Source organism: Persicimonas caeni, assembly GCF_006517175.1.
In the GTDB taxonomy this organism is placed as follows: domain Bacteria; phylum Myxococcota_A; class Bradymonadia; order Bradymonadales; family Bradymonadaceae; genus Persicimonas; species Persicimonas caeni.
On record NZ_CP041186.1, the window covers coordinates 179,953 to 197,962 of the forward strand.

Sequence of the window (18,010 nt, forward strand, 5' to 3'; positions counted from 1 at the left end):
TCATTGCGGCATGTCAGCGGTGCGACGCCTACCACGGCAGACGCGGCGTCCGAAAGTCATAGAATTCATTCGTCTTCAGATCCCGTCGCTTCGTCCTAGTTGTCCGAACGGAGCCCCCCTCTTGCGAACTCTGCACCGCCGGTGCGAGGCCCGATCACCCCTCTTGCAAACTCTTCAACGCCGGTGCGACGCCCGATCACCCCTCTTGCAAACTCTTCAACGCCGTTGCGGCGCACGATCACCCCTCTTGCAAACTCTTCAACGCCGGTGCGGCGCCCGATCACCCCTCTTGCAAACTCTTCAACGCCGTTGCGGCGCACGATCACCCCTCGTGCAAACTCTTCAACGCCGGTGCGACGCCCGATCACCCCTCTTGCAAACTCTTCAACGCCGTTGCGACGCCCGATCACCCCTCATTCAAACTCTGCAACGCCGTTGCGAGGCCCGATCACCCCCGCCGCAAAAATCGCGACGGCGTTGCCCTGTCGACAAACCCTTGCTGCAGGTCTTTACAAGAGGGGTTGATCGACGGGGCAAAGCCCCTGCAGACTTCGCAACGCCGTTGCGACGCCCGATCCCCCCCTCGCAAAAATCGCGCCGGCATCCGATCGACACCGCAACGCACGGGTCGGCTCCATCGTCGGGGAATGTACGTCCCTTCCGACGCCCTTCCCTTCTGACGCCTACCACTCTCTTACTTCTGGACGTCGACGCGATCCGACAGTACGACGGTGATTCTACAGTTCTACGACGGGAGATTTGAACCATGACGCAATCCATCATCGAAGCGGCGAAATCGAGCCGCTCCAAATGCGGCGAATGCAAAAAGAAGATCGACAAGGGCGAGCTGCGTTTCGGCGTGTACCAGGAGCGGTGGGATAGCTACCGATGGTACCACCTGGCCTGCGGCGCGGCCCAGGACCGCGAGGCCTTCCTCGAGGCTGCCGAGAAGTACGGGAAGCTCGAGAATCTCGACCAAATCCTCGAGGACGCCAAGAGCGTGGGCAAGGGGACCAAGACGCCGCGCGTCGAGGTCGCTCCCAGCGCGCGATCGAGCTGTGTGGTGTGTGAGGAGAAGATCGAGCCGAAAGGGACGCTACGCGGCGTGCTCTTCCGTGAAGTCGAACCGGACACCTGGCGCAAGGGATTCACCCACGTCGAGTGCATGACCCAGGTGTCCGACCTCGACCGTGAGGTTCTCCTCGAGCAGGTCCTGGAAAACTCGCTGCTGACGGACGAGCAAGCCGAGCAGGTCGTCGACGAACTCTGATTGAGTTCGAGACGAGGCGCGCCCAACGAGGCTAAGGATCACCCATACTCTTCGAAGTCGAGTGGTGTGACACCGAAGTGAGATTCAACCTTTCGGCGAGGATAGCGCCGCCAGATTCGGATGCGAACCCCGCAGGCGATGCAGCGCATCGTCGAGGAGTGAGCGCCGAAGCTGGTGGTGCTAGACCGGCGAAGGTGAATCGAATCTCGGTGTCACACCACTAGATCTTCATCGATCGCGGCGAGCGCCTCGTCTTCTTCGACCTGTTGCATCTCGAGCAGAAGAATGTCCGGGTCGACGTCGTGCTGCGGGACGTCGAATTTGCCGGTGAGCTCCGAATCGGGTTTAAGCTCACCGCGCTCGTACAGGTCCCACATCTCGTACCCATAGCGCAGCTCGTGCGGGGGGCGCCCGAACCTCAACGCGTCGGTGATGTTGGCGACGTCGCGCAGCAAGATTTTGCGCGCATGATTGTTGCGGGCGGCCGCGATGGACTGCGGAAAGTCGATGATGACCGGCCCATCCTCTTCGAGCAGCACGTTGAACACCGACAAGTCTGCGTGGACGACGTCTGCGCACAGCATCTTGACGACCTCCCTCAAGATCTGGTCGCACAACGCCACGCCGCGCTCTTTGTCGAGCGCACAATCGGCGATGCGCGGCGCGACCCCGCCGTCGGGTCCCTCGACACACTCCATGACCAGAACGCCGTCGACGAACGTGTGCGGCTTGGGCACGCGCACGCCGGCGGCGTACAGTTTCTTGATCATGTCTGCTTCGGCGGAGTTCCAGGCGGCCTCTTCCTGCTCGCGCCCGTAGCGACTGCGCTTGCCCATCGCTCGCCGGTCACGCGAATTGCGCACCTTGCGGCTTTCGGTGTACTCGGAGCGATTGCGAAACGAGCGCTTCTGCATGTCCTTGTAGACCTTGGCGGCGCGAAGCTCCCCGCCGGACTCGACCAGATAGACCTGCGCTTCTTTTCCGCTCAATAGCGGCCGAACGACGCTTTCAATCACACCGTACTCGATAAGCGGCACCAGCCGCGGTGGCATCCTCATAAGACTCCTAGGGGGAAGCAGAACCTCCGGCTAACGCACGTGTGCGCCCGTCGATTCCGCGAACACCCGGCCACCTACATGATTCGCCCCTCGCGCGCCATCGTAATGTAGCGATACTCAATCAGCCCTATCGACTACGTGTCGAGGTATCCCACGGCGCCCCGGGCCTCAGCAAACGTCGCATGGCCGCATGGAATGGGCTTCGTCGGGAAATGTGCTTCCCTTACCGACGGCCGACATGGTGTCTGGCACCGTGAGGACTCAGGATTTGGCCTTACGGGCTTGCGAGCGTGATGTCGCGTGACATGTCGGCGCAGACGTACCACTCGGCATCGTCGGCGAAAGCATGGACGAGCGCCGGGCAATCGAGAGTAGCAACCGCCTCGAGAAATGTCTTCGGCTCCTTCGACAGAGCCTCTTCAAGTGCGGCGCGAGCAAGTGACTGCTCGCAAAGGTAAAGCCAGAAATCTCCGCAGTGCAGGTGGTCGATGAGGTCCGTTGGTGTCACCGTCGACTCGACCTGCCAGTGGCGCTCTTCCACCTGTATCAAATGCGGCTCGAGCGTTGGGGCGTCGATCTTCGTTTCGCAAACTAAGAAGAGAGGAAAGAACGACGACAGAAGTCGCGCTAGTACCTCTTGCCTCGTTTGCTCGAAGCTACGCCTCCGCTTGCCCCACCAGGCGAAGAGCGGCCTCCTGAGGTGCCAGAGGCGCAGTGAACCACGCGCCCAACGATCTGTGTACTCGCCGATCAGCACGTCCGCGACCGAATTGATGATGTCGAGCCCTTGTCTTGCGTCCGCGTGGGGACAGCTAAACCACTCGATCGCCAGCGCCTTCAGTTCCGCGAGCGACATCTGGGGGATGCGCGCGAGGTCGTGCTGACTGCCACGAAGCTCGTAAAGCTGGGTGAGAGTCTGGATCAGGCGAGCCTTGAACTCATCGCACGCAGGTTCGATCTGCTCGCGGAGAACAGGAAAAACTCGACCGTCATCGGCACATTCGAGCTCGAAGGGAACTCCCTCGGCGTCAAACCCGGTATACAATCCAGCTTCGATCTCGGGCGGTTCATAGTACCCCCAGAGTTCTCGAGTCTCGAAGTGGACATCGAGTGTGCTGGGATCGTCGTCGAAAATGAACAGGGGTTTCTTCATTCGCGTTACCGGGCGCAAACCGGCCACGCAGCCGATCCGCTAGATGCTCCTCCCTGTGGCGCGCTTTCCAGCGCCATGGGGAGGTGTCGAGTGTTGTTCACGAGACGGAGGGGCGGCTCGACCATCGACCCCTTCACGAAGCGAATTGACCGGCCCAGGCGAAAGCGTGCGCAGGACGCGCAAATCCCTCGAATACCCGCATAAGCTAGGCTTCGTCAGGTCTCGTAGTTGCCAGCCGACGACCCTTCCAGAGCGCATGAACGGCCACTACGGCAAGCACGACGCTGAGAACCCAAACCGTGTAGCCGCCAATGACCACGTACATCGGCGTGTGGCAAACCTCGTTCTCCAAGGCTAACCGTCCGGCACATCGCACTCCGTGAACACTACGGATGGAGTTCGCCATCGAACCGGCATAACTCAGCGCCCAATAGCCAGCATACGCTGAGAGCGCGACGCCACCGAAGCAGAGCTTGGCGCGGCGAGCCAGGTTCACAGTGTCCGCATCTCTATCCATTCGTTGATCGAGCCAAAAGGAGTCCGCCCCCCTGCCTTGCAGGGACTGATGCTCCAACTCTAATTGACTGAAGCCTCGATTGCCACAGTTGGGAGCCGTGACCGGAGACCGGACACCGTGACCGGTGCCGGCCGTCGACTCGGCGCGCTGCGCGCGCCATAGAGGTGGGTGGGCGCGCATCTAGCTTTCAGGCTTTCCGTCCACCGGGACAAGCCCGGTGGGGCGGCTGCCTCGCCGAACTGCGAAAAAGAACCGCAGCTCAATCGTTGAGCGAACCAGGCCGCCCCCCAGAAGCCATCATGGACGAGGAATAAACCCGCCCTTGGGCTCGACCTGATAACAGGTGGGTATTTCGACGGGAACCGTGGTTGAGGGCACCAGCTTCGCATCGGCCGGGACCCGAACATAAATCCGGCGCAGAGGGCTTTTCCTTCCACATCCGTTGGCCCCCATTGACTCACATACGGGTACCGTCTTTGTCTGCTGGCACTGCTGCTCGGGATATACCGGGAAGACGTCTTTTTCGGCGTCGAGAAAGAAGTCGACCGTGACTGGCTCACACGAGGTCGTCTCGTAGGCGACCAACCAATGGTGACCGTCGGGGTCGACGAAGAGCGCCCCGAGCCCGTCGCCTCGGGCTCCTCCGGGCCGAACTCTGGTCAACGTTTGGCGTTGAATCGAAAACTCCCGGACATCGATGAGTCGTTTCCAGCCCCGCCCATACGCCTCACGTAGTTTTGTTTCGCGAATAAAGGCGTTCGACTCTTCCATGATGCGTCGCCCCTCTGCTCTCGTCGCACAACCTTCCGAGCCGAGCTCGGGTGGCCTCGGTTCAGCGGGAGCTTCGCTGTCGAGCACGTCTTCTTCGACCATGGGGCCGAGCTCGGGAGCTTCAGCCGGAGACTCTTCGTCGCCCGTGGCTTCTATCCCAGGGTCAGCGCTTTCGTCGGGGTCCGCCTGCTCGGATTGCTTCGTGTCGGTGGGTTCTCCAGCCGACGCCCGCGACTCCTCGGGAAGCCGATCTGCCCCCTTCCCGGTCGCTGAGCACGCCGCGAGGCAGAGAACCGTGAGCGAGAGGACGCAGCATTTCTTCCAAGTTCTCATCGAGCAGATCCTTTAGAAATCGTACGTTGCAACGATAGAGGCCCGTGAACCCTATGGGTACCACCGTTTGTCTTAGTGCTACAACGTCACCACCCTACCGCCTCATCTGCCGATACGCATCGGGGCCAAAATGGTGGATGGCAGCCCCTGCACAAGTGGCGGCCCCCGCCCGCGCTCGACATCGACCGCGCAACTCGTCGAGAACACCGTAGAGCGCCTCATAACCCTCCTGGTAAAAGGAGCAGGCATCGGGCGCGATACGCTCCGGGCCGGTCTCGACGCCGAACACGACCGGCGTGTGGCGCCACAGGTCGAGGTTCTGCTCGACGCCGCCGACCACGCCGTTGCCGTCGTGCGCCCCATGGAAGAACGACGGCTCGCCGTCACGGTTGGGGCGATTGTCGTAGTAGTTCAACACGGTGACGTAGTCCGTGGGCGCGTCCACCTGGTCGAGAAAACGACGCATGGGGGCGTTGTAATGGGCCAGGTCTGCGCCCACGTCGACCGCCAACGTCAGGTGCTGGCCGGTCTTCTGCTCGTAGGCGGCGAAGCTATCCCTGCACGAGTCCAAAATGCGCTTCCAGCGCGCGGTCCACTCGCGGTTGTAGCCGTTTGGGAGCCGCTCCTCCCACCACATGCCGGCGTGGGGTCCTTCGGTGACGGTGTGAGGCTCGATGTCGAAGTGGACCCCGTCGAAGCGCGCCTCGGCGTCGTCCGTGGCCAGATTGAAGTCGACGATGTCGCGACAAATCCGCACGGGCACCTTGGCGTTTTGCTCGCTCGCCAGCCAAATGGCCTGGCCGTCCAGGTACTCCACGGCGACTCCCTGCTGGTGCGCGCGCCGCAAAAAGGCGCGAAGCGCAGGCCGCTCATCCTCGTCGCCAATCGGGTCGTAGGTCACTCTTCGTAGCCGCGCCAATCGTCCGTCGTTGTTGTGATTGCGCGCCTCGAAGTACAGCCGGTCGACCGCCTGCGCCTCGCGTCCGTGTGGGGCACGCAAAAACTCGAACAGCTCGTCGGCCGCGCCATCAGCGTTCTCGATAAGCGCCTGTGCGTTCGGCGACTCGCTCCACAGCCACATCGCTCGCATTTGACCGGCCCGGCGCTCCCCGGACTGACTCGCCTGCACCTGGTTGGCCGGTGGCGACTGAGGCGTCGAGCAGCACGTCATTCCCCCACCCACCGCCAGGAGAACACAGCTCAGCGTGACGGCTTGGAAGACACGGGTCGGCATAGGTCGGCTCTGGATCGAAGCGGAGGAACGGTGATGAACGGGCGTGCTCCAAATGTATGCACGTCGTGCCGCTGCTTCCGAGGAGTCGACCGTTCTAGAACCCCGTCCGACCCACCTTCGAGCGTTTCGGCACCAAAACTGCACCGTCGACGACGAGGGGCACGACCAAAGACACGTAAACCACTGAAGATCCACACCTTTCACATCCTTAGACTGTTTTAGTTGTACCTTATGGCCTCGGGCGGGACGATATAAATGTCAACGATGACCGAGGTCGCTAGGCAGGTGGCCGAGGAACTCGATCTGCTAATTCGATGTGTCATGAGGGCAAACGATGAGAAACGGAACGAAATCTAGGCGACTGATGATGGTGGCTTGTCTAGCGGCGTCGGTGGCGTTGGCGGCTTGTGGCGGCGACGACAACCCTGCCGGCAATAACGCGAATCTCAGCGCCAACAACGGTGCGGACACAGGCGAGCCGGACACTGGTACCCCCGATGCCGACGAGCAGGATGCCGGCGATGAGGACGGCGGCGAGCAGGATGCCGGCGATGAGGACGGCGGCGAACAGGATGCCGGCGACGAGGACGCCGACGTCGAAACCTGCGAATTCGACGACATGCTCAGCCAGGCGGCCGACCTCGAGCTCGACGAGAGCGCCAACAGTTGGTCGCTACAAGCCGAGACCGGCGCGCAGATGCTCTCGCTCTGGATCGGCAAAGACGCCGGAGCGACGGGCACCGGCTCGGTCGACTTCGCAGACTCCCCGCTGGCCGACCAAGACAACGCGCTGGTCGTCGGACGAGGCTGTTCGTCGGAGGGCTGCGATGCCTACTTCATGGCGATCGGGGGCTCGATGGATATCACCACCTGGGATAAGGACACCGCCGGAAGCTTCGAAGCCGACATCTCCGACGTCGAACTGGTCGAGATTGCCGCGACAGCGAACGGCTTCGAGCGCGTCGACAGCGGCCTAACCTCGTGCATCGACAGCCTCAGCCTCACCGCGGCGACCGATCCGATGGACGCCTTTCCGGACGTCACCACCTGCGACCGCGACGGAATCACCACCGCTGGTGGAAACTCGGCGGTTCCGACCGATAGCGGCGCACTGATCGTCGAGGCGGCTACCGACGGCCAAGCCACTCAGGACTTCCTGTCGCTGCAGATCTATCCCGACCTCGCCGGCGCGGCGACCTCCGCAGGCACCTACCAGCTCACAGACTTTAATTACGCGACCTGCGAGAACTGTCTGCTGATCTACGCCGGCTGCGACGATCAGACCTGCCAGAAGACGTTTATCGCCGGCGAAGGCACCCTCGAGGTCACCAACGCCGGCACGGTCGACGGCGCATTCACCGCTGGAGAGCCGTTCACCGCGGCGCTGACAAACGCCAAGCTCGTCGAGGTGACCATCGACGCGAATTACGACACCGAGGTCGTCGAAGGCGGCGAGAGCTGGTGCATCAGCCAGTACTACTGGGACGGCGCGATTCAATCTCCCCTGCCCTGAGCCGCGGCTCATCGCGCCATCACACCGAGCGGTTCGTGGTGGCGCGTGTCTCACCACCGAATGTTCAACGCCTGAATTTTTTTAAAGAGGACACCATGAAGAATCTCCATGACAGAACGCAACATCTCTCCCCGCGTCTTGCGGGACTCGCCCTGACCGCCGCCGTTTCGCTGGCAGCAGTGGGATGCGGAAACCTCGACGAGCAGCACCTCGTCTTCGATACCCGGCAGCTCGCAGTAGGCGGGGACGCCTACCACGACGCGGTCAATGACGACGGCGATTGGATCAAGGTCTGCGACAACGACCCCAGCATGGATCCCTACGTCGAGTCGGAAGGCACGTTGGAGACCTGGGAGGAGTGGGCGCTCGACTGCATGAATGGCGGCGCGGCTCCGTCGCCAGGAACCGTCGGCGTCATCTACGAGTGCTCGACGACCGCCGAGGTGATGAGCGACACCGGCGATCGCACCGACCTTCGCGTCTTCCAAGGCGAGTGCAAGGAAGCCGGTGAAGGAACTCTAATCAAACACGCCACCAGCCTGCTGCCGACGAGCGAGCCCGTCGGCCGGACCGGCAGGGACGCGGACCGCGTGGGCGACTCTCGCACCGACTTGAAGCGCGACGACGGTTTCGACGCCTGGGGAAGCGACATCTACGTGTGCCGCGGAACCAATTGGTCGATGTTGGCCTCCAAAGGGGCCATCGCCTTCGACTTCTTCGAGAGCAAATGCCGACACGCAGGCAGCACGGTCATGCGCGGCACCGTCGAGCAAGGCCGTGCTCCGGCGCCCAAGGCACGAGGCATGGCCGGCCGTGGTGACGTCAGCGTCGGTCCCGCCGACGTGATCCACAAAGAGATCGAAAGGGGGAGCAAAAACGGAGAAGTCTGGTACAAATGCGTGGAGACCGGGGACGTTGTGTGGCACTCGGAGGGCATCCACGCCTACAATGACCTGGTCGCAGATTGCAACGCAGCCGGCGGGACCATCTCTACTGGGATCACCTGGTTCGGCGAGCCCTATATCACCAACGATAGTAGTTTCTAGTAGATACTGAGCTGAACCAAAGACCCGGCCGACATCGGCCGGGTTTTTTCGTTTTTGTGTTCTTGCCTCAGCTAATCCTCGAGCCCTCACCCCGTTCGCTTCTCGACCTCGTCGGGATGGATCTGCTCGCCGGTGATGACGCTCAAGGCGTTGGCCAGCGCTTCGTGCTCGGACGCGCCTCGTCCGCTGGCGGTCGCGTTGCTGTTCAGCTGGATTTCGGCGATCCAGGTGCCGTCGTAACGGCACCCGACGATATACGGCACGCTCTTGCCCTCGACATCGAGGAGGCCCTGGCGATACCCCTGTAGCGGCTGACGCGGTGCGAGCGCGGCGTCCGGCGGCAGGCCGGGCCGGTCGTCCGAGCCGAGCCTCCCCACATGGGTATGGCCAATCTGCGTAAAGCTGCCCTGCGAGGAACGGCCCTGCGAGTGGCCGCCCTGCGCTGCTTGTTCAGCGCCGCCTCCCAGATACTCGGCCATGCACGCAGCCCTGCAAAACACACCTGCGTCGAGGCGTAGCTTCTCGCTGCGCTTTGACTGCGGCCCGATGTCGGTCTCCATGAAGTCGACCGCGTCGAGCTTCCAAATCGGCGAGGCAAATTCAGTCCCACACTGTTTGCACGTCGGCATCTTTCACTCCATTTCGAGTCATCAAGTAAGCGCGCAAAACTTAGGAACACCAGGCACAATTGCCAGCCATGTCGCTCACTTGGCGACGCCCCCGTGGGGCGAACTACGCCACGCTCCAATTGGCGTAGGCCCCCTGCACGTCTTCGTGGTCGGTGATCTTCTCGAAGAAGCTCAGGAAGCGCCGCGCCTGCTCGGGCGACAGCTCGACGCGCTGGGTGGGCTCGAACATGGTCGAGGCGGTGTGTACGGGGTAGCCGGCCCGCTCCATTGCCCGGTCGAGTTGGCGCACGTCGGTCGAATCGCAGAAGATGCGGTAGGTCGGAACGCGCCCGTCGTCGCGGTCGCGCAAGATCGGGCCACGAAGCTCGTCGCCGCCCATCTCGATGACCTCCAACATGAACTGGTCCTCGTCATCGACATGGCGTGTGTCGACGCGAACGACTCCGCGACGCTCGAACTGCCATTCGACACAGCCATCGTCGCCGATATTTCCGCCGTGCGCTTCGAATAACTCCTCGAGCTCGTGACTCGTCCGACGCACGTCGTCCGTGATGGCTTCGACGAGGACGGCGATCCCGTCCGGCCCGTAGCCCTCGAAGATCACCTCCTCGTACGTCGGCCCCGCCACCTCGCCGACGCCTTGCCGTCGCGCGCGCTCGATGAGGCCCTCCGGCATATTCGCCTCCTCGGCGCGTCGCACCGCGTAGCGCAGACGAAAGTTATCGTCGGCCTCCCCTCCTTGCTCGCGTGCAGCCACTGCAATCTCGCGCTGCATCGTCGAAAAGGTACGGTCTTGCTCGGTCGTCGAATCGGTCGTTTCAGTTATCATATCCACCATGTGCGGCAGGAAACTGCGTGAGTCGAACGCTTCTTTTTCGATTGGGTCCGGTCTGCAGAGGCTAATCACGACCTCGGCGAACTCAATCGCACACTCGCTCATCAACCGTGCTCCAACCCGACTCCCCCCCCAGGCGTCGCATGGCCGCATAGAATGGGCTCCGTCGGGGAACCCCATGCCCTTACGACGCGCAGACAATACGCATACTTGACGCCCCTCGACTCGTCTGCAGATTCGACGTCCGAAGGCGTAGTTTTCGGTCGACACCGGCAAAGGAGAGTCACGATGGCAGACGAACAGCAACCGCAAGAGGAGCCCCAAGAGCGCGAAGCTACCCAAGAGGAGCTCGACCACCACGCGAACCAGCAGAACCCGAACAACGAAGCGCACAAGAAACAACAGGACAACCGCGCCGATCAGCTCAACCCCAACAACCCGAAATACCGCAAGTCTCGAAAGAAAGACTGACCACCATGCAAACCACCCTCACCGTGCAGTGCCCCTGGTGCTTCGAGCGACTCGAGCTGTGGGTCGACCCATACACCGCCGGCGAGTTCGTGCGCGACTGCGACGTGTGCTGCCGGCCGTGGCGAGTCTTCGTGGCGCGCGACGCATCCGGCCGCCTGCAGGTCAACGTGCAGCGGTCGGGTTAAGTCGACGACGCCCTCCTATTCACTCCGCTGGCCTGTTAGCATCCCCGCATGGACATCAACCTCATCGTCATCGCCCTCGTCTTCCTGGTCATCATCGCTGGCAGCATGGCCGCCATCGGCGCACTGGTCTGGCTGGTCAAAAGAGGCGGCTCGGCTGGGCCTGTGCCCGTGCCGATCGGACGAAACAGGGCCGCGGCTGAAGGCGAGCCGGTTCGCGACTGTGAGGTATCGGTGCGAAGTTATACGCGCCGAAGAGGCGTCGTGCGGGACACTCCGAACGACCACGAACTCGACTTCTATTTCGAGGCCGACGTCACTATCCCGCTGCCCGACGACCTGCAGCTTTATTGTTCACTTGGCCTCTACGGGCCGGCCGATATCCCTGGCGGACTCATGCTCGGCCTCGATGACCTCGAGCAGACATTTCGCGTCTACAGCAAAGATCCAGCCCAAACCCGCACCTTCTTCGACGCCCCCGACTTGGTCGACGCGCTGTGCGACTTGGCCTACGACGCCGACGAGACGCGCCTGCAGCCCGGCTTTCTCATCGTCAAGCTCGACGAGCGGCCCGCCCCCGACAAACGAAGAGCGATTCTCGACGGGCTCGCGCGCGCAGTGAAGGCGCTCGAGCAGCGTGATCGCGAACTTCATGCGGGACGTCGCGGACCCGCATGAAATGGGCTCCGTCGGGGAACCCCATGCCCTTATGACACGGAGCTACGGGGGTGGATATAGTTGGCCCATCATGGGAGGTCGGTTCTCGTACGTTCGCTCCGCCGCGGGGGCGGAGCCGGAACTGGGGGAGACTCTGCGTTACTCCGACGTCTGCGCATGCACCGCCACGTCGATCGACGCGCAGTCATCGGCCGCCACCCACTCGTTGACCAGCTCGCCGGCGACCGTGGCCGTCGGGGCGTACGGGTTGTGGGCGATGCTCACGAATAGCTCGTCGCCGCCGGTCTCGAGGCCCAGTTCGTAGTGATAGGTGCCGTACTGGTCCGGGGCGAGGCAGGCCTCGCCGGTCCACACGCCGTCGGTTTCCTGCAAGGGCACGCCCTCGGCGGTGTCGAGCGGGTAGAGGCTGCCGCGGAGCACGGCCTCTTCGACCTCGGCGGGGTTGCGGGGGGCGAAGGCGAACGTCACCGGGCAGCACTCGGCGCCGGTGTCCTGTCGGACCCGGTCTTCGCGGACGTAGGCGTCGCGCTCGGGCGGCGCGTCGTAGCCGGCGTCGCCCGATGGACCGCCCAACGTGGGCAGGTTGCGCTCCGGATTGTCCGGCGGGGTGACCGGCTTCTGGGAATCGTCCGGCGAGTCGTCGCCGCATGCGACTGCGCCGACGAGGAGCACCAAGACAATGCTACTGCTTACAAATCGTCTCATGGAACCGTGTCTCCTCATCGGGCCGTCTCTCCTGCGCCGCTGTCGAACGCGGGAAGCGGAATATCGCCGGGGGTCGTCTTGTCGCCAGTCGGGCCGGCCTCGCTCGAATGGGCGTTCAAGCGTTGCGCCACCTCGAGATAGATCTGATCGCGACGCTCGGGCTCGATATGCTCGTGCATCATGCGGTGCAAGCCGGTCTTTTGCTCGAACTCGTACGGCAAGAGCTCGGCGAAGGCGTCCTCGATGCCCAGCTCGTCGTTCTCCATCTGGGCTTTGGCTCGGCCGAGCAGCCTGATGAGCGACTTGCGGGTGATCGGACCGGGCTTTTTGCGCAGGTCGCGCACCGCGTACTCGAGCACCTCGCGGCTGGTCATCTCGCGCGCGTCGAAGGTCTGCAGCTCGACGGTGTGCCACAGCTTGCGCAACACGTTGGCGTCGGTCTCCTTGGCCAGCCAGCGCGCCGTGAAGTCGGCCGTGGCCGCCGGCGGCATACGTCGAAACACGATCGCAGCCACCTCCCGTACACGCGGGTCGGCGTGCTCCGGGATATGGGCGACCAGTCGAAGCGAGTCCGGCTCGCCCACGTTGGCGAGCGCGCCGAAGACGGGCCGCTGGTACGCCGCGCTCTTGCCGCGCACCTCTTCGAGGAGCGTGGCGATCTGGCTGAGCGCAGCCTGCTTGATATCTTGGTCGTGCGGCTTGCGCCCCGACATCGCTCCCAGCGCCAGCAACGACTGGCGAGCCATGACGCGCTCGCCCTTGGTCTTGCCGCTGGCTAGCGCGTTCGACCGCCCGCTCAGGTAGCTCGCAAGCTCCACGCCCACGTCGGAGCGGTCGATAAGGGCGAGCACCGCCCGGCTGCGCTCGATGGTGGGCGCGTTCTCGTCGCGCATCACGCCCTCCAGCGCCGCCTTGGCCTGCGGGGTGCGCGCGTTGCCGAGCGCGATATAGGCGCCCATGGTCGCCTCCGCGGGCAACTCGCCGCGCTTCATTTTGTCGATGACCGCGTTGGCGGCTTCGGGCTTGGCCTCCAGGAAGGTCCGCAGCGGAGGCCACGTATCCTTGATGCCGACCTCGTCGCTCGTGGCACGGGCGACGTATTGATCGACGGCCTGGTCGACCGTCAGCTTGCGCGCCTCGGCCAGCGCGGCGAGCTCGGCCTTGCTCGGAGGCTGACGCTCTTGGAGCGGAATCATCTGGGGCAAGAGGTCGGCCCACACATAGGCCGACTCCGCCGTGGGCGCGTCGTCTAACGTTGTCACGTCGTCGTCGGCGTAGGTCGCCCGCGTCGTGTGCTGCACCCGAGAGTGAGCGCCTTCGTACGAGGCTCGCGCCTCGAGGCTTTCGAACCAGGCGACGTCTCCGGGAACGACGAGTTGGTGGCTGTCGGTGACCCTTGCCACCGAGCCCGCACCCTGCGTCCACGGCTCGAAGGAGGTGATCGCCTGAGCGAGCGCGGGCTCGCCATTTTTCTGTGTCTGGGTCACGGTGGCCACGAACGAGCCGTTGGCGCCACGACCTCCGAGAGAGCCCTTGCCGTCGGCCGGCCACAGCCAGCCAAGCTCGTGCACCAGCGCTTGCTGCACGCGAGCGTAGCCTGCGTCCATGCCCTTTCGATGGGCAAAGCCGTCGATCCCGCAGTCCGGGCCCACGCGCACCAAGAACGGCGCACGAAGCTCGGCGTCCTCGACGATGGTATCCGCCTCGATGCTGGCGAAGCGGCCCAGTAAGACGCTCCCTTCCGGGTCGGTCGACAGCGCCCGCAGCTCCAGGCGCGCCCGGGTGGTCGCGCGCAGGTCGGTGCCCGCCTGCACCGGCACGTTCACGCCGAGACCGCTCAGATCGAGATCGGCCTTATCCTCGCTCACCAGGTCGTAGGCGAGTTGGACGCCCGGCGTAAAAGCACACCCGCGAGCACGCTCGCCCGACGCTCGAACACCTTCTACCAGATGGGCATGCTCGGCGCGCTCGACGGCCGCGTCGGACTGCGTCGAGGGCGCTGCGTAGTAGAGCCACGCGCCCGCCCCACCCACACAGGCGACGCCGGCCACGGCCAGGAGCCATTTGGTCTGTATCGTCATCATTCCAAGCTCTCGAAAATGGGTGTATCGACGTCGTAAAGCTTCCCTTCGGCGGCGGTGATCCCGTCGTAGGTCAACAGATTCCACTTGATGGAGAACCACAAGAAGTTGACCGCGGCGTCCACCGAGCCCGTAAAGAGCTTGAGCGCCCAGGGCACCGAAATATTGGTGTTGCCGCGGCGGCTAAACGGCTCGGCTTCGCCGTCTCGGTACAGCCAGTGGTAGATATTTTCGTAGACCGGCCCGATATTGAACGAGACGACGTTGAAGCCTGCCCCCAGGCAAAAGCCGGGGTTGTCGCTCGGCACGCAGCCGGTCAGGTTGAAGCCGGCGGCCGCGCCCATCTTGAGCGCCAGTTGCCAGCGGAAGAAGCGCTCCTTGGCGGCCGCGTCGAAGGTGCACAGGTAGGGCTTCTGGTAGTTCACGCCCAGCCGGCGCAGCGTCCCGTCGGGCATGTAACTCACCGCGCTGGCGTTCGGGTAGCTGGTGCTCAAGCCCGACTGAGTAGCGTTGTAGATGGCGTCGGAGTCGTACGTCGGCGCGGCTTCTGCGTCGTTGGACGCGAAGGCCACTGAATTCGACATCCAGCGATACTCGGTCTCGCTGCCCGTGAGGCATTCCGACCGGGTGAAGTTCGTCGCGCACTGGGGCTCGGGGTATTGGTAGGCGAGTTGAGCGCCCAGCCAGACCTCGTCGCCGCCGCGCTTTGCGTCGACCGCGTTCGCCTCGGCCTGGCTACTCAGCTCGGCGAGCCGACCGCCCTGCACGTTGCAGTTGCGCGCAGCCTCGCGGAACCCGGCCGGCTCGTCGACCTTCACCACACACGAGTCGGTGCCGATGCACGGATATTTCTGGTCCTCCTCGGGGCCGAATTGCAACTGCGCCTCGACCTCGACCGACGCGCCCACGGTGAAGGTGAACGTCACCAACACCGGCACCGGGCCGATCTGCCAGCGCCACTTGTAGCCCCAGCCGACGCCCAAGCCCATCTGGCCGCCGTAGCGTCCGGTCGTCCATTCGGTCGACGGGTTGCCCTGGTTGGCCCGCTCGAGCGCACTCTTGATGTCGTCCCACGGCGGCGCCAGCGTGATCTTGACCGGCGTGGAGGACGCTGTGGACGAATCGGCTGGGAAAGGGACCGACGAGCTCTCCGGGTCCATCGGGTCGATGAGTTGGAAGCCGAGCATCTCGGCGGTCATGCTCGTGCTGACCTCCTGGCCCGGGTTGCGGCTCAGTTGGTTCTCGAGGTCATAGGTCGACCGGCCGCTCTCCCCGTCGGTGCGGTTGCCGCCGTTGACCGTCTCCACGCAGTTGTCTTTGGCCTGCCCCTGGCAGTTGATCTCGGTGTCGTTGTCGTTGCTACCCGACATCTTCGCGTTGCCGGTCTTGGTGTTCTTTGAGCTGCCGCTAAATCCGGTCGTCGCGATCGGCTCGAGCGGGGTGACGAAGCGGTCGAGATTGACCTGCAGCACGCCCTCTGAGACCCGACAGCCGCGCAAGGTCTTACCGAAGACTTTGCGGGCATTCTCGGCGGCCGTCTCAGTGTCTACTTCTAGCGAGTACGCCGTGTGGTAGGTTTCGGGAGAATCCCAGTCCGGCGAGGAGGGGTCGGGGACGTATTCGCTGAGCGTGTAGTTCGGGGTGAGTTGCCGGGTGCAGTAGTCGCGATTGGGACAGGAATAATATTCGGTTCCCTGACGCGTCACGAAGGCGTCGCCGTCGTACTCGGGCCGGTCGTCCGACTCGATGCAATACAGCAGGCTGAACAGGCGCGAGTCTCCAGTGATGCGTACTCCCGACCCAAACGCAGTGAAGTAGCCTTTGATTTTCTCGGTGATCGGCAGATTCACCGACTGGGTCGTCCCCTCGGGACTCGGGCCCTCCAGCGGAACCTCGCCGAGCTTGTAGTGGAACAACTTCGAGGTGTCCCACGTGGCCTGTTTCGGAACGATGTAGACGGAGGCTCGCAGATTCTTGGGCCCGTAATTGGCCGTCGGTGACGATTGGCCGTCCTCCCAGGCCCCGCCGATCTCGACGTCTTCGGCCCAGGGGTTGAACGGGTTTTCCTCGTTGAGGTTCGCCACCGACCAGCTCAGGTCGACGGGCAGGCTGGCGTTTAGGTTCGACTCGGTGCGAATGGTCAGATCCGAGCGCGCCTCGATGTCGCCGGGCATGATATACGCGCGGCGGCCGACGTCGGGCTCGACAAAGTGGATATCGAGCCGCTTGGCGAATTCGCGCTGCTCGTAAAAGGCGATCAGATCATAGGTCCCGCTGGCGGCGTCGAAGAAGAAGTCCTGCGGGTTCGGCACGCATTCGGGAGTATGACTGGCGAGGTAATCGGCGCCGATGCGTTGCGGGTTGACGTCGACCTTGTGCCAGGCCGCCTGTCCTTCCATGTCGTAGGAGGCGCGCAACGCCGAGTTGAAGTAGTCATATTGCTGGCGAAACTCGCTCACCGACAGCCCCAGCTTTTTGGCGGCGTTGTCCTCGGAGACGCTCCTTCCATCGGCGCAATCCTGGGCGATGGGCCCTTGGTATTCGATGGTGAAGCGTTGCTCCTCGCCGACGGTCTCGGCCTCGTCGGGAACGATGTCGCGCTTGAACGCCACGCACCGAAAGCCCTGCACGAGCTTTTTGGTCTCTTTGTGCTCGTACTCGTCGCTGACCCAGACGACCACGCTCGAGGTCGGCGGCACGATCCCCCAGCCAAATTTGGTCCACAGTCTGATGGTGTAGGGCATCCCCGGATAGATGGGAATGCCCGGCCCGAAACCGCCGCCATCATGAATGTCGGGATGCGGCCGGGTATCGACGTCCACGCCTCGCAAAACGTTGACATTTCGCTGCGTCTGGGCGTCGTAGTGCGGGACGACATAGTCAAATTCTTGGTTCCCTCGGCGGGGACTGTACAGGGTGTACGTATCGAAGCCGCCCCACATGGCCACGTCCGTGGCGCTGGGGTTCTCGACACACTCCATGTCTAGGTTGCGCCGCGCGCGGCCGTGGCACTGGCGAGGAATACACGCGGTGCGGGTTTCGACCTCGATGGCCTCCTCGGCCGGCTGCGCGCAGGTCATCTCGACGGTGCTACCGGTGGCGGTGTAGGTCTTCTGGGTGCCGTCGTCGTTCGTGTCGCCGGCGCCGCAGGTGTAGGTTACCTCGAAGTCTTGCGCGCAGCTCGTCGAGTAGCGACACGTTAACGAGCCTGCGCACTCGTTGCGCAGCTGGTTGATCTCAGCGCTGTCGTTGGCGCCACAGGTGGCCGACTGGATCTCGATGGCGTAACGCTCCGTGATCCGCACGGTCGCACTGTCCCCGGCACGGCTGGCGTACTCCTCGGAGTTGGGTTCGAGCGACTCGGCAAAACGCCAGCCGACCTCGCCCTCGGGGCAGTCGATCGACTCGTCGAGCCCCAGGCGCGTGGTCGGACTGGAGTCGTCCGGCGCCGGGTCGTTCACGCACCCGGCGAGCCCTGCGCTCAACGCCGCGCCCAAGAGAATATACAAATATTGTCGTCGCATCTTACGTCCT

The 18,010-nt window shown here is 63.5% G+C and carries 16 protein-coding genes; 6 read left to right on the forward strand and 10 right to left on the reverse strand.

Annotated elements, in window-relative coordinates; genetic code table 11:
* Nucleotides 1-95: 95 nt before the first annotated feature.
* Complete coding sequence (locus FIV42_RS00805; protein ID WP_141195823.1) at nt 96-410, reverse strand: hypothetical protein; 315 nt, start codon at nt 408-410, stop codon at nt 96-98.
* A gap of 356 nt (nt 411-766) precedes the next feature.
* Here FIV42_RS00805 and FIV42_RS00810 point away from each other — a divergent pair, with 356 nt between their 5' ends.
* Nucleotides 767-1,270 carry a PARP-type zinc finger-containing protein gene (locus FIV42_RS00810; protein WP_141195824.1) on the forward strand — a complete coding sequence of 168 codons (504 nt, stop codon included), beginning with the start codon at nt 767-769 and terminating at the stop codon, nt 1,268-1,270.
* A gap of 212 nt (nt 1,271-1,482) precedes the next feature.
* Here the strand turns inward: FIV42_RS00810 and FIV42_RS00815 are convergent, their stop codons facing one another.
* From FIV42_RS00815 to FIV42_RS00830, 4 genes are all read right to left on the reverse strand, one after another.
* Nucleotides 1,483-2,328: an RIO1 family regulatory kinase/ATPase domain-containing protein gene (locus FIV42_RS00815; protein WP_141195825.1), complete on the reverse strand. Its 846-nt coding sequence runs from the start codon at nt 2,326-2,328 to the stop codon at nt 1,483-1,485.
* A 274-nt stretch (nt 2,329-2,602) separates the two neighbouring features.
* On the reverse strand, nt 2,603-3,481 hold the full coding sequence (locus FIV42_RS00820) for a hypothetical protein (protein ID WP_141195826.1): 879 nt from the start codon (nt 3,479-3,481) through the stop codon (nt 2,603-2,605).
* An 814-nt stretch (nt 3,482-4,295) separates the two neighbouring features.
* Nucleotides 4,296-4,871: a hypothetical protein gene (locus FIV42_RS00825; RefSeq protein ID WP_141195827.1), complete on the reverse strand. Its 576-nt coding sequence runs from the start codon at nt 4,869-4,871 to the stop codon at nt 4,296-4,298.
* A 325-nt stretch (nt 4,872-5,196) separates the two neighbouring features.
* Nucleotides 5,197-6,336 (reverse strand): hypothetical protein, encoded by a 1,140-nt coding sequence (locus tag FIV42_RS00830; protein ID WP_141195828.1) that lies wholly within the window; start codon nt 6,334-6,336, stop codon nt 5,197-5,199.
* A gap of 334 nt (nt 6,337-6,670) precedes the next feature.
* On the opposite strand from FIV42_RS00830, the gene FIV42_RS30470 reads away from it, so the two are divergent.
* Nucleotides 6,671-7,849: a hypothetical protein gene (locus FIV42_RS30470; protein WP_174769483.1), complete on the forward strand. Its 1,179-nt coding sequence runs from the start codon at nt 6,671-6,673 to the stop codon at nt 7,847-7,849.
* 95 nt (nt 7,850-7,944) lie between these two features.
* Complete coding sequence (locus FIV42_RS00840) at nt 7,945-8,895, forward strand: hypothetical protein (RefSeq protein WP_141195829.1); 951 nt, start codon at nt 7,945-7,947, stop codon at nt 8,893-8,895.
* Nucleotides 8,896-8,981: 86 nt separating this feature from the next.
* Here the strand turns inward: FIV42_RS00840 and FIV42_RS00845 are convergent, their stop codons facing one another.
* On the reverse strand, nt 8,982-9,524 hold the full coding sequence (locus tag FIV42_RS00845; protein WP_141195830.1) for a hypothetical protein: 543 nt from the start codon (nt 9,522-9,524) through the stop codon (nt 8,982-8,984).
* A 103-nt stretch (nt 9,525-9,627) separates the two neighbouring features.
* Nucleotides 9,628-10,353 (reverse strand): YebC/PmpR family DNA-binding transcriptional regulator, encoded by a 726-nt coding sequence (locus FIV42_RS00850; RefSeq protein WP_168210302.1) that lies wholly within the window; start codon nt 10,351-10,353, stop codon nt 9,628-9,630.
* A gap of 294 nt (nt 10,354-10,647) precedes the next feature.
* On the opposite strand from FIV42_RS00850, the gene FIV42_RS00855 reads away from it, so the two are divergent.
* The 3 genes from FIV42_RS00855 to FIV42_RS00865 are packed head-to-tail and all read left to right on the forward strand — an operon-like array spanning nt 10,648 to nt 11,690.
* Nucleotides 10,648-10,830 (forward strand): hypothetical protein, encoded by a 183-nt coding sequence (locus FIV42_RS00855; RefSeq protein WP_141195832.1) that lies wholly within the window; start codon nt 10,648-10,650, stop codon nt 10,828-10,830.
* Nucleotides 10,831-10,835: 5 nt separating this feature from the next.
* Nucleotides 10,836-11,015 (forward strand): CPXCG motif-containing cysteine-rich protein, encoded by a 180-nt coding sequence (locus FIV42_RS00860; RefSeq protein WP_141195833.1) that lies wholly within the window; start codon nt 10,836-10,838, stop codon nt 11,013-11,015.
* A 48-nt stretch (nt 11,016-11,063) separates the two neighbouring features.
* On the forward strand, nt 11,064-11,690 hold the full coding sequence (locus FIV42_RS00865) for a hypothetical protein (protein WP_141195834.1): 627 nt from the start codon (nt 11,064-11,066) through the stop codon (nt 11,688-11,690).
* 138 nt (nt 11,691-11,828) lie between these two features.
* Here the strand turns inward: FIV42_RS00865 and FIV42_RS00870 are convergent, their stop codons facing one another.
* From FIV42_RS00870 to FIV42_RS00880, 3 genes are read right to left on the reverse strand one after another with little or no spacing between them, the layout of a single operon-like run.
* A complete protein-coding gene (locus tag FIV42_RS00870; RefSeq protein WP_141195835.1) occupies nt 11,829-12,395 on the reverse strand; it encodes a hypothetical protein in 567 nt (188 codons plus the stop codon).
* Nucleotides 12,396-12,409: 14 nt separating this feature from the next.
* Nucleotides 12,410-14,479, reverse strand: coding sequence for a hypothetical protein (locus tag FIV42_RS00875; RefSeq protein WP_141195836.1), 2,070 nt, complete (start codon nt 14,477-14,479; stop codon nt 12,410-12,412).
* On the reverse strand, nt 14,476-18,000 hold the full coding sequence (locus tag FIV42_RS00880) for a C-type lectin-like domain-containing protein (protein ID WP_141195837.1): 3,525 nt from the start codon (nt 17,998-18,000) through the stop codon (nt 14,476-14,478). Before FIV42_RS00880 ends, FIV42_RS00875 begins: the two co-directional genes overlap by 4 nt.
* Between the last annotated feature and the right edge of the window lie 10 nt (nt 18,001-18,010).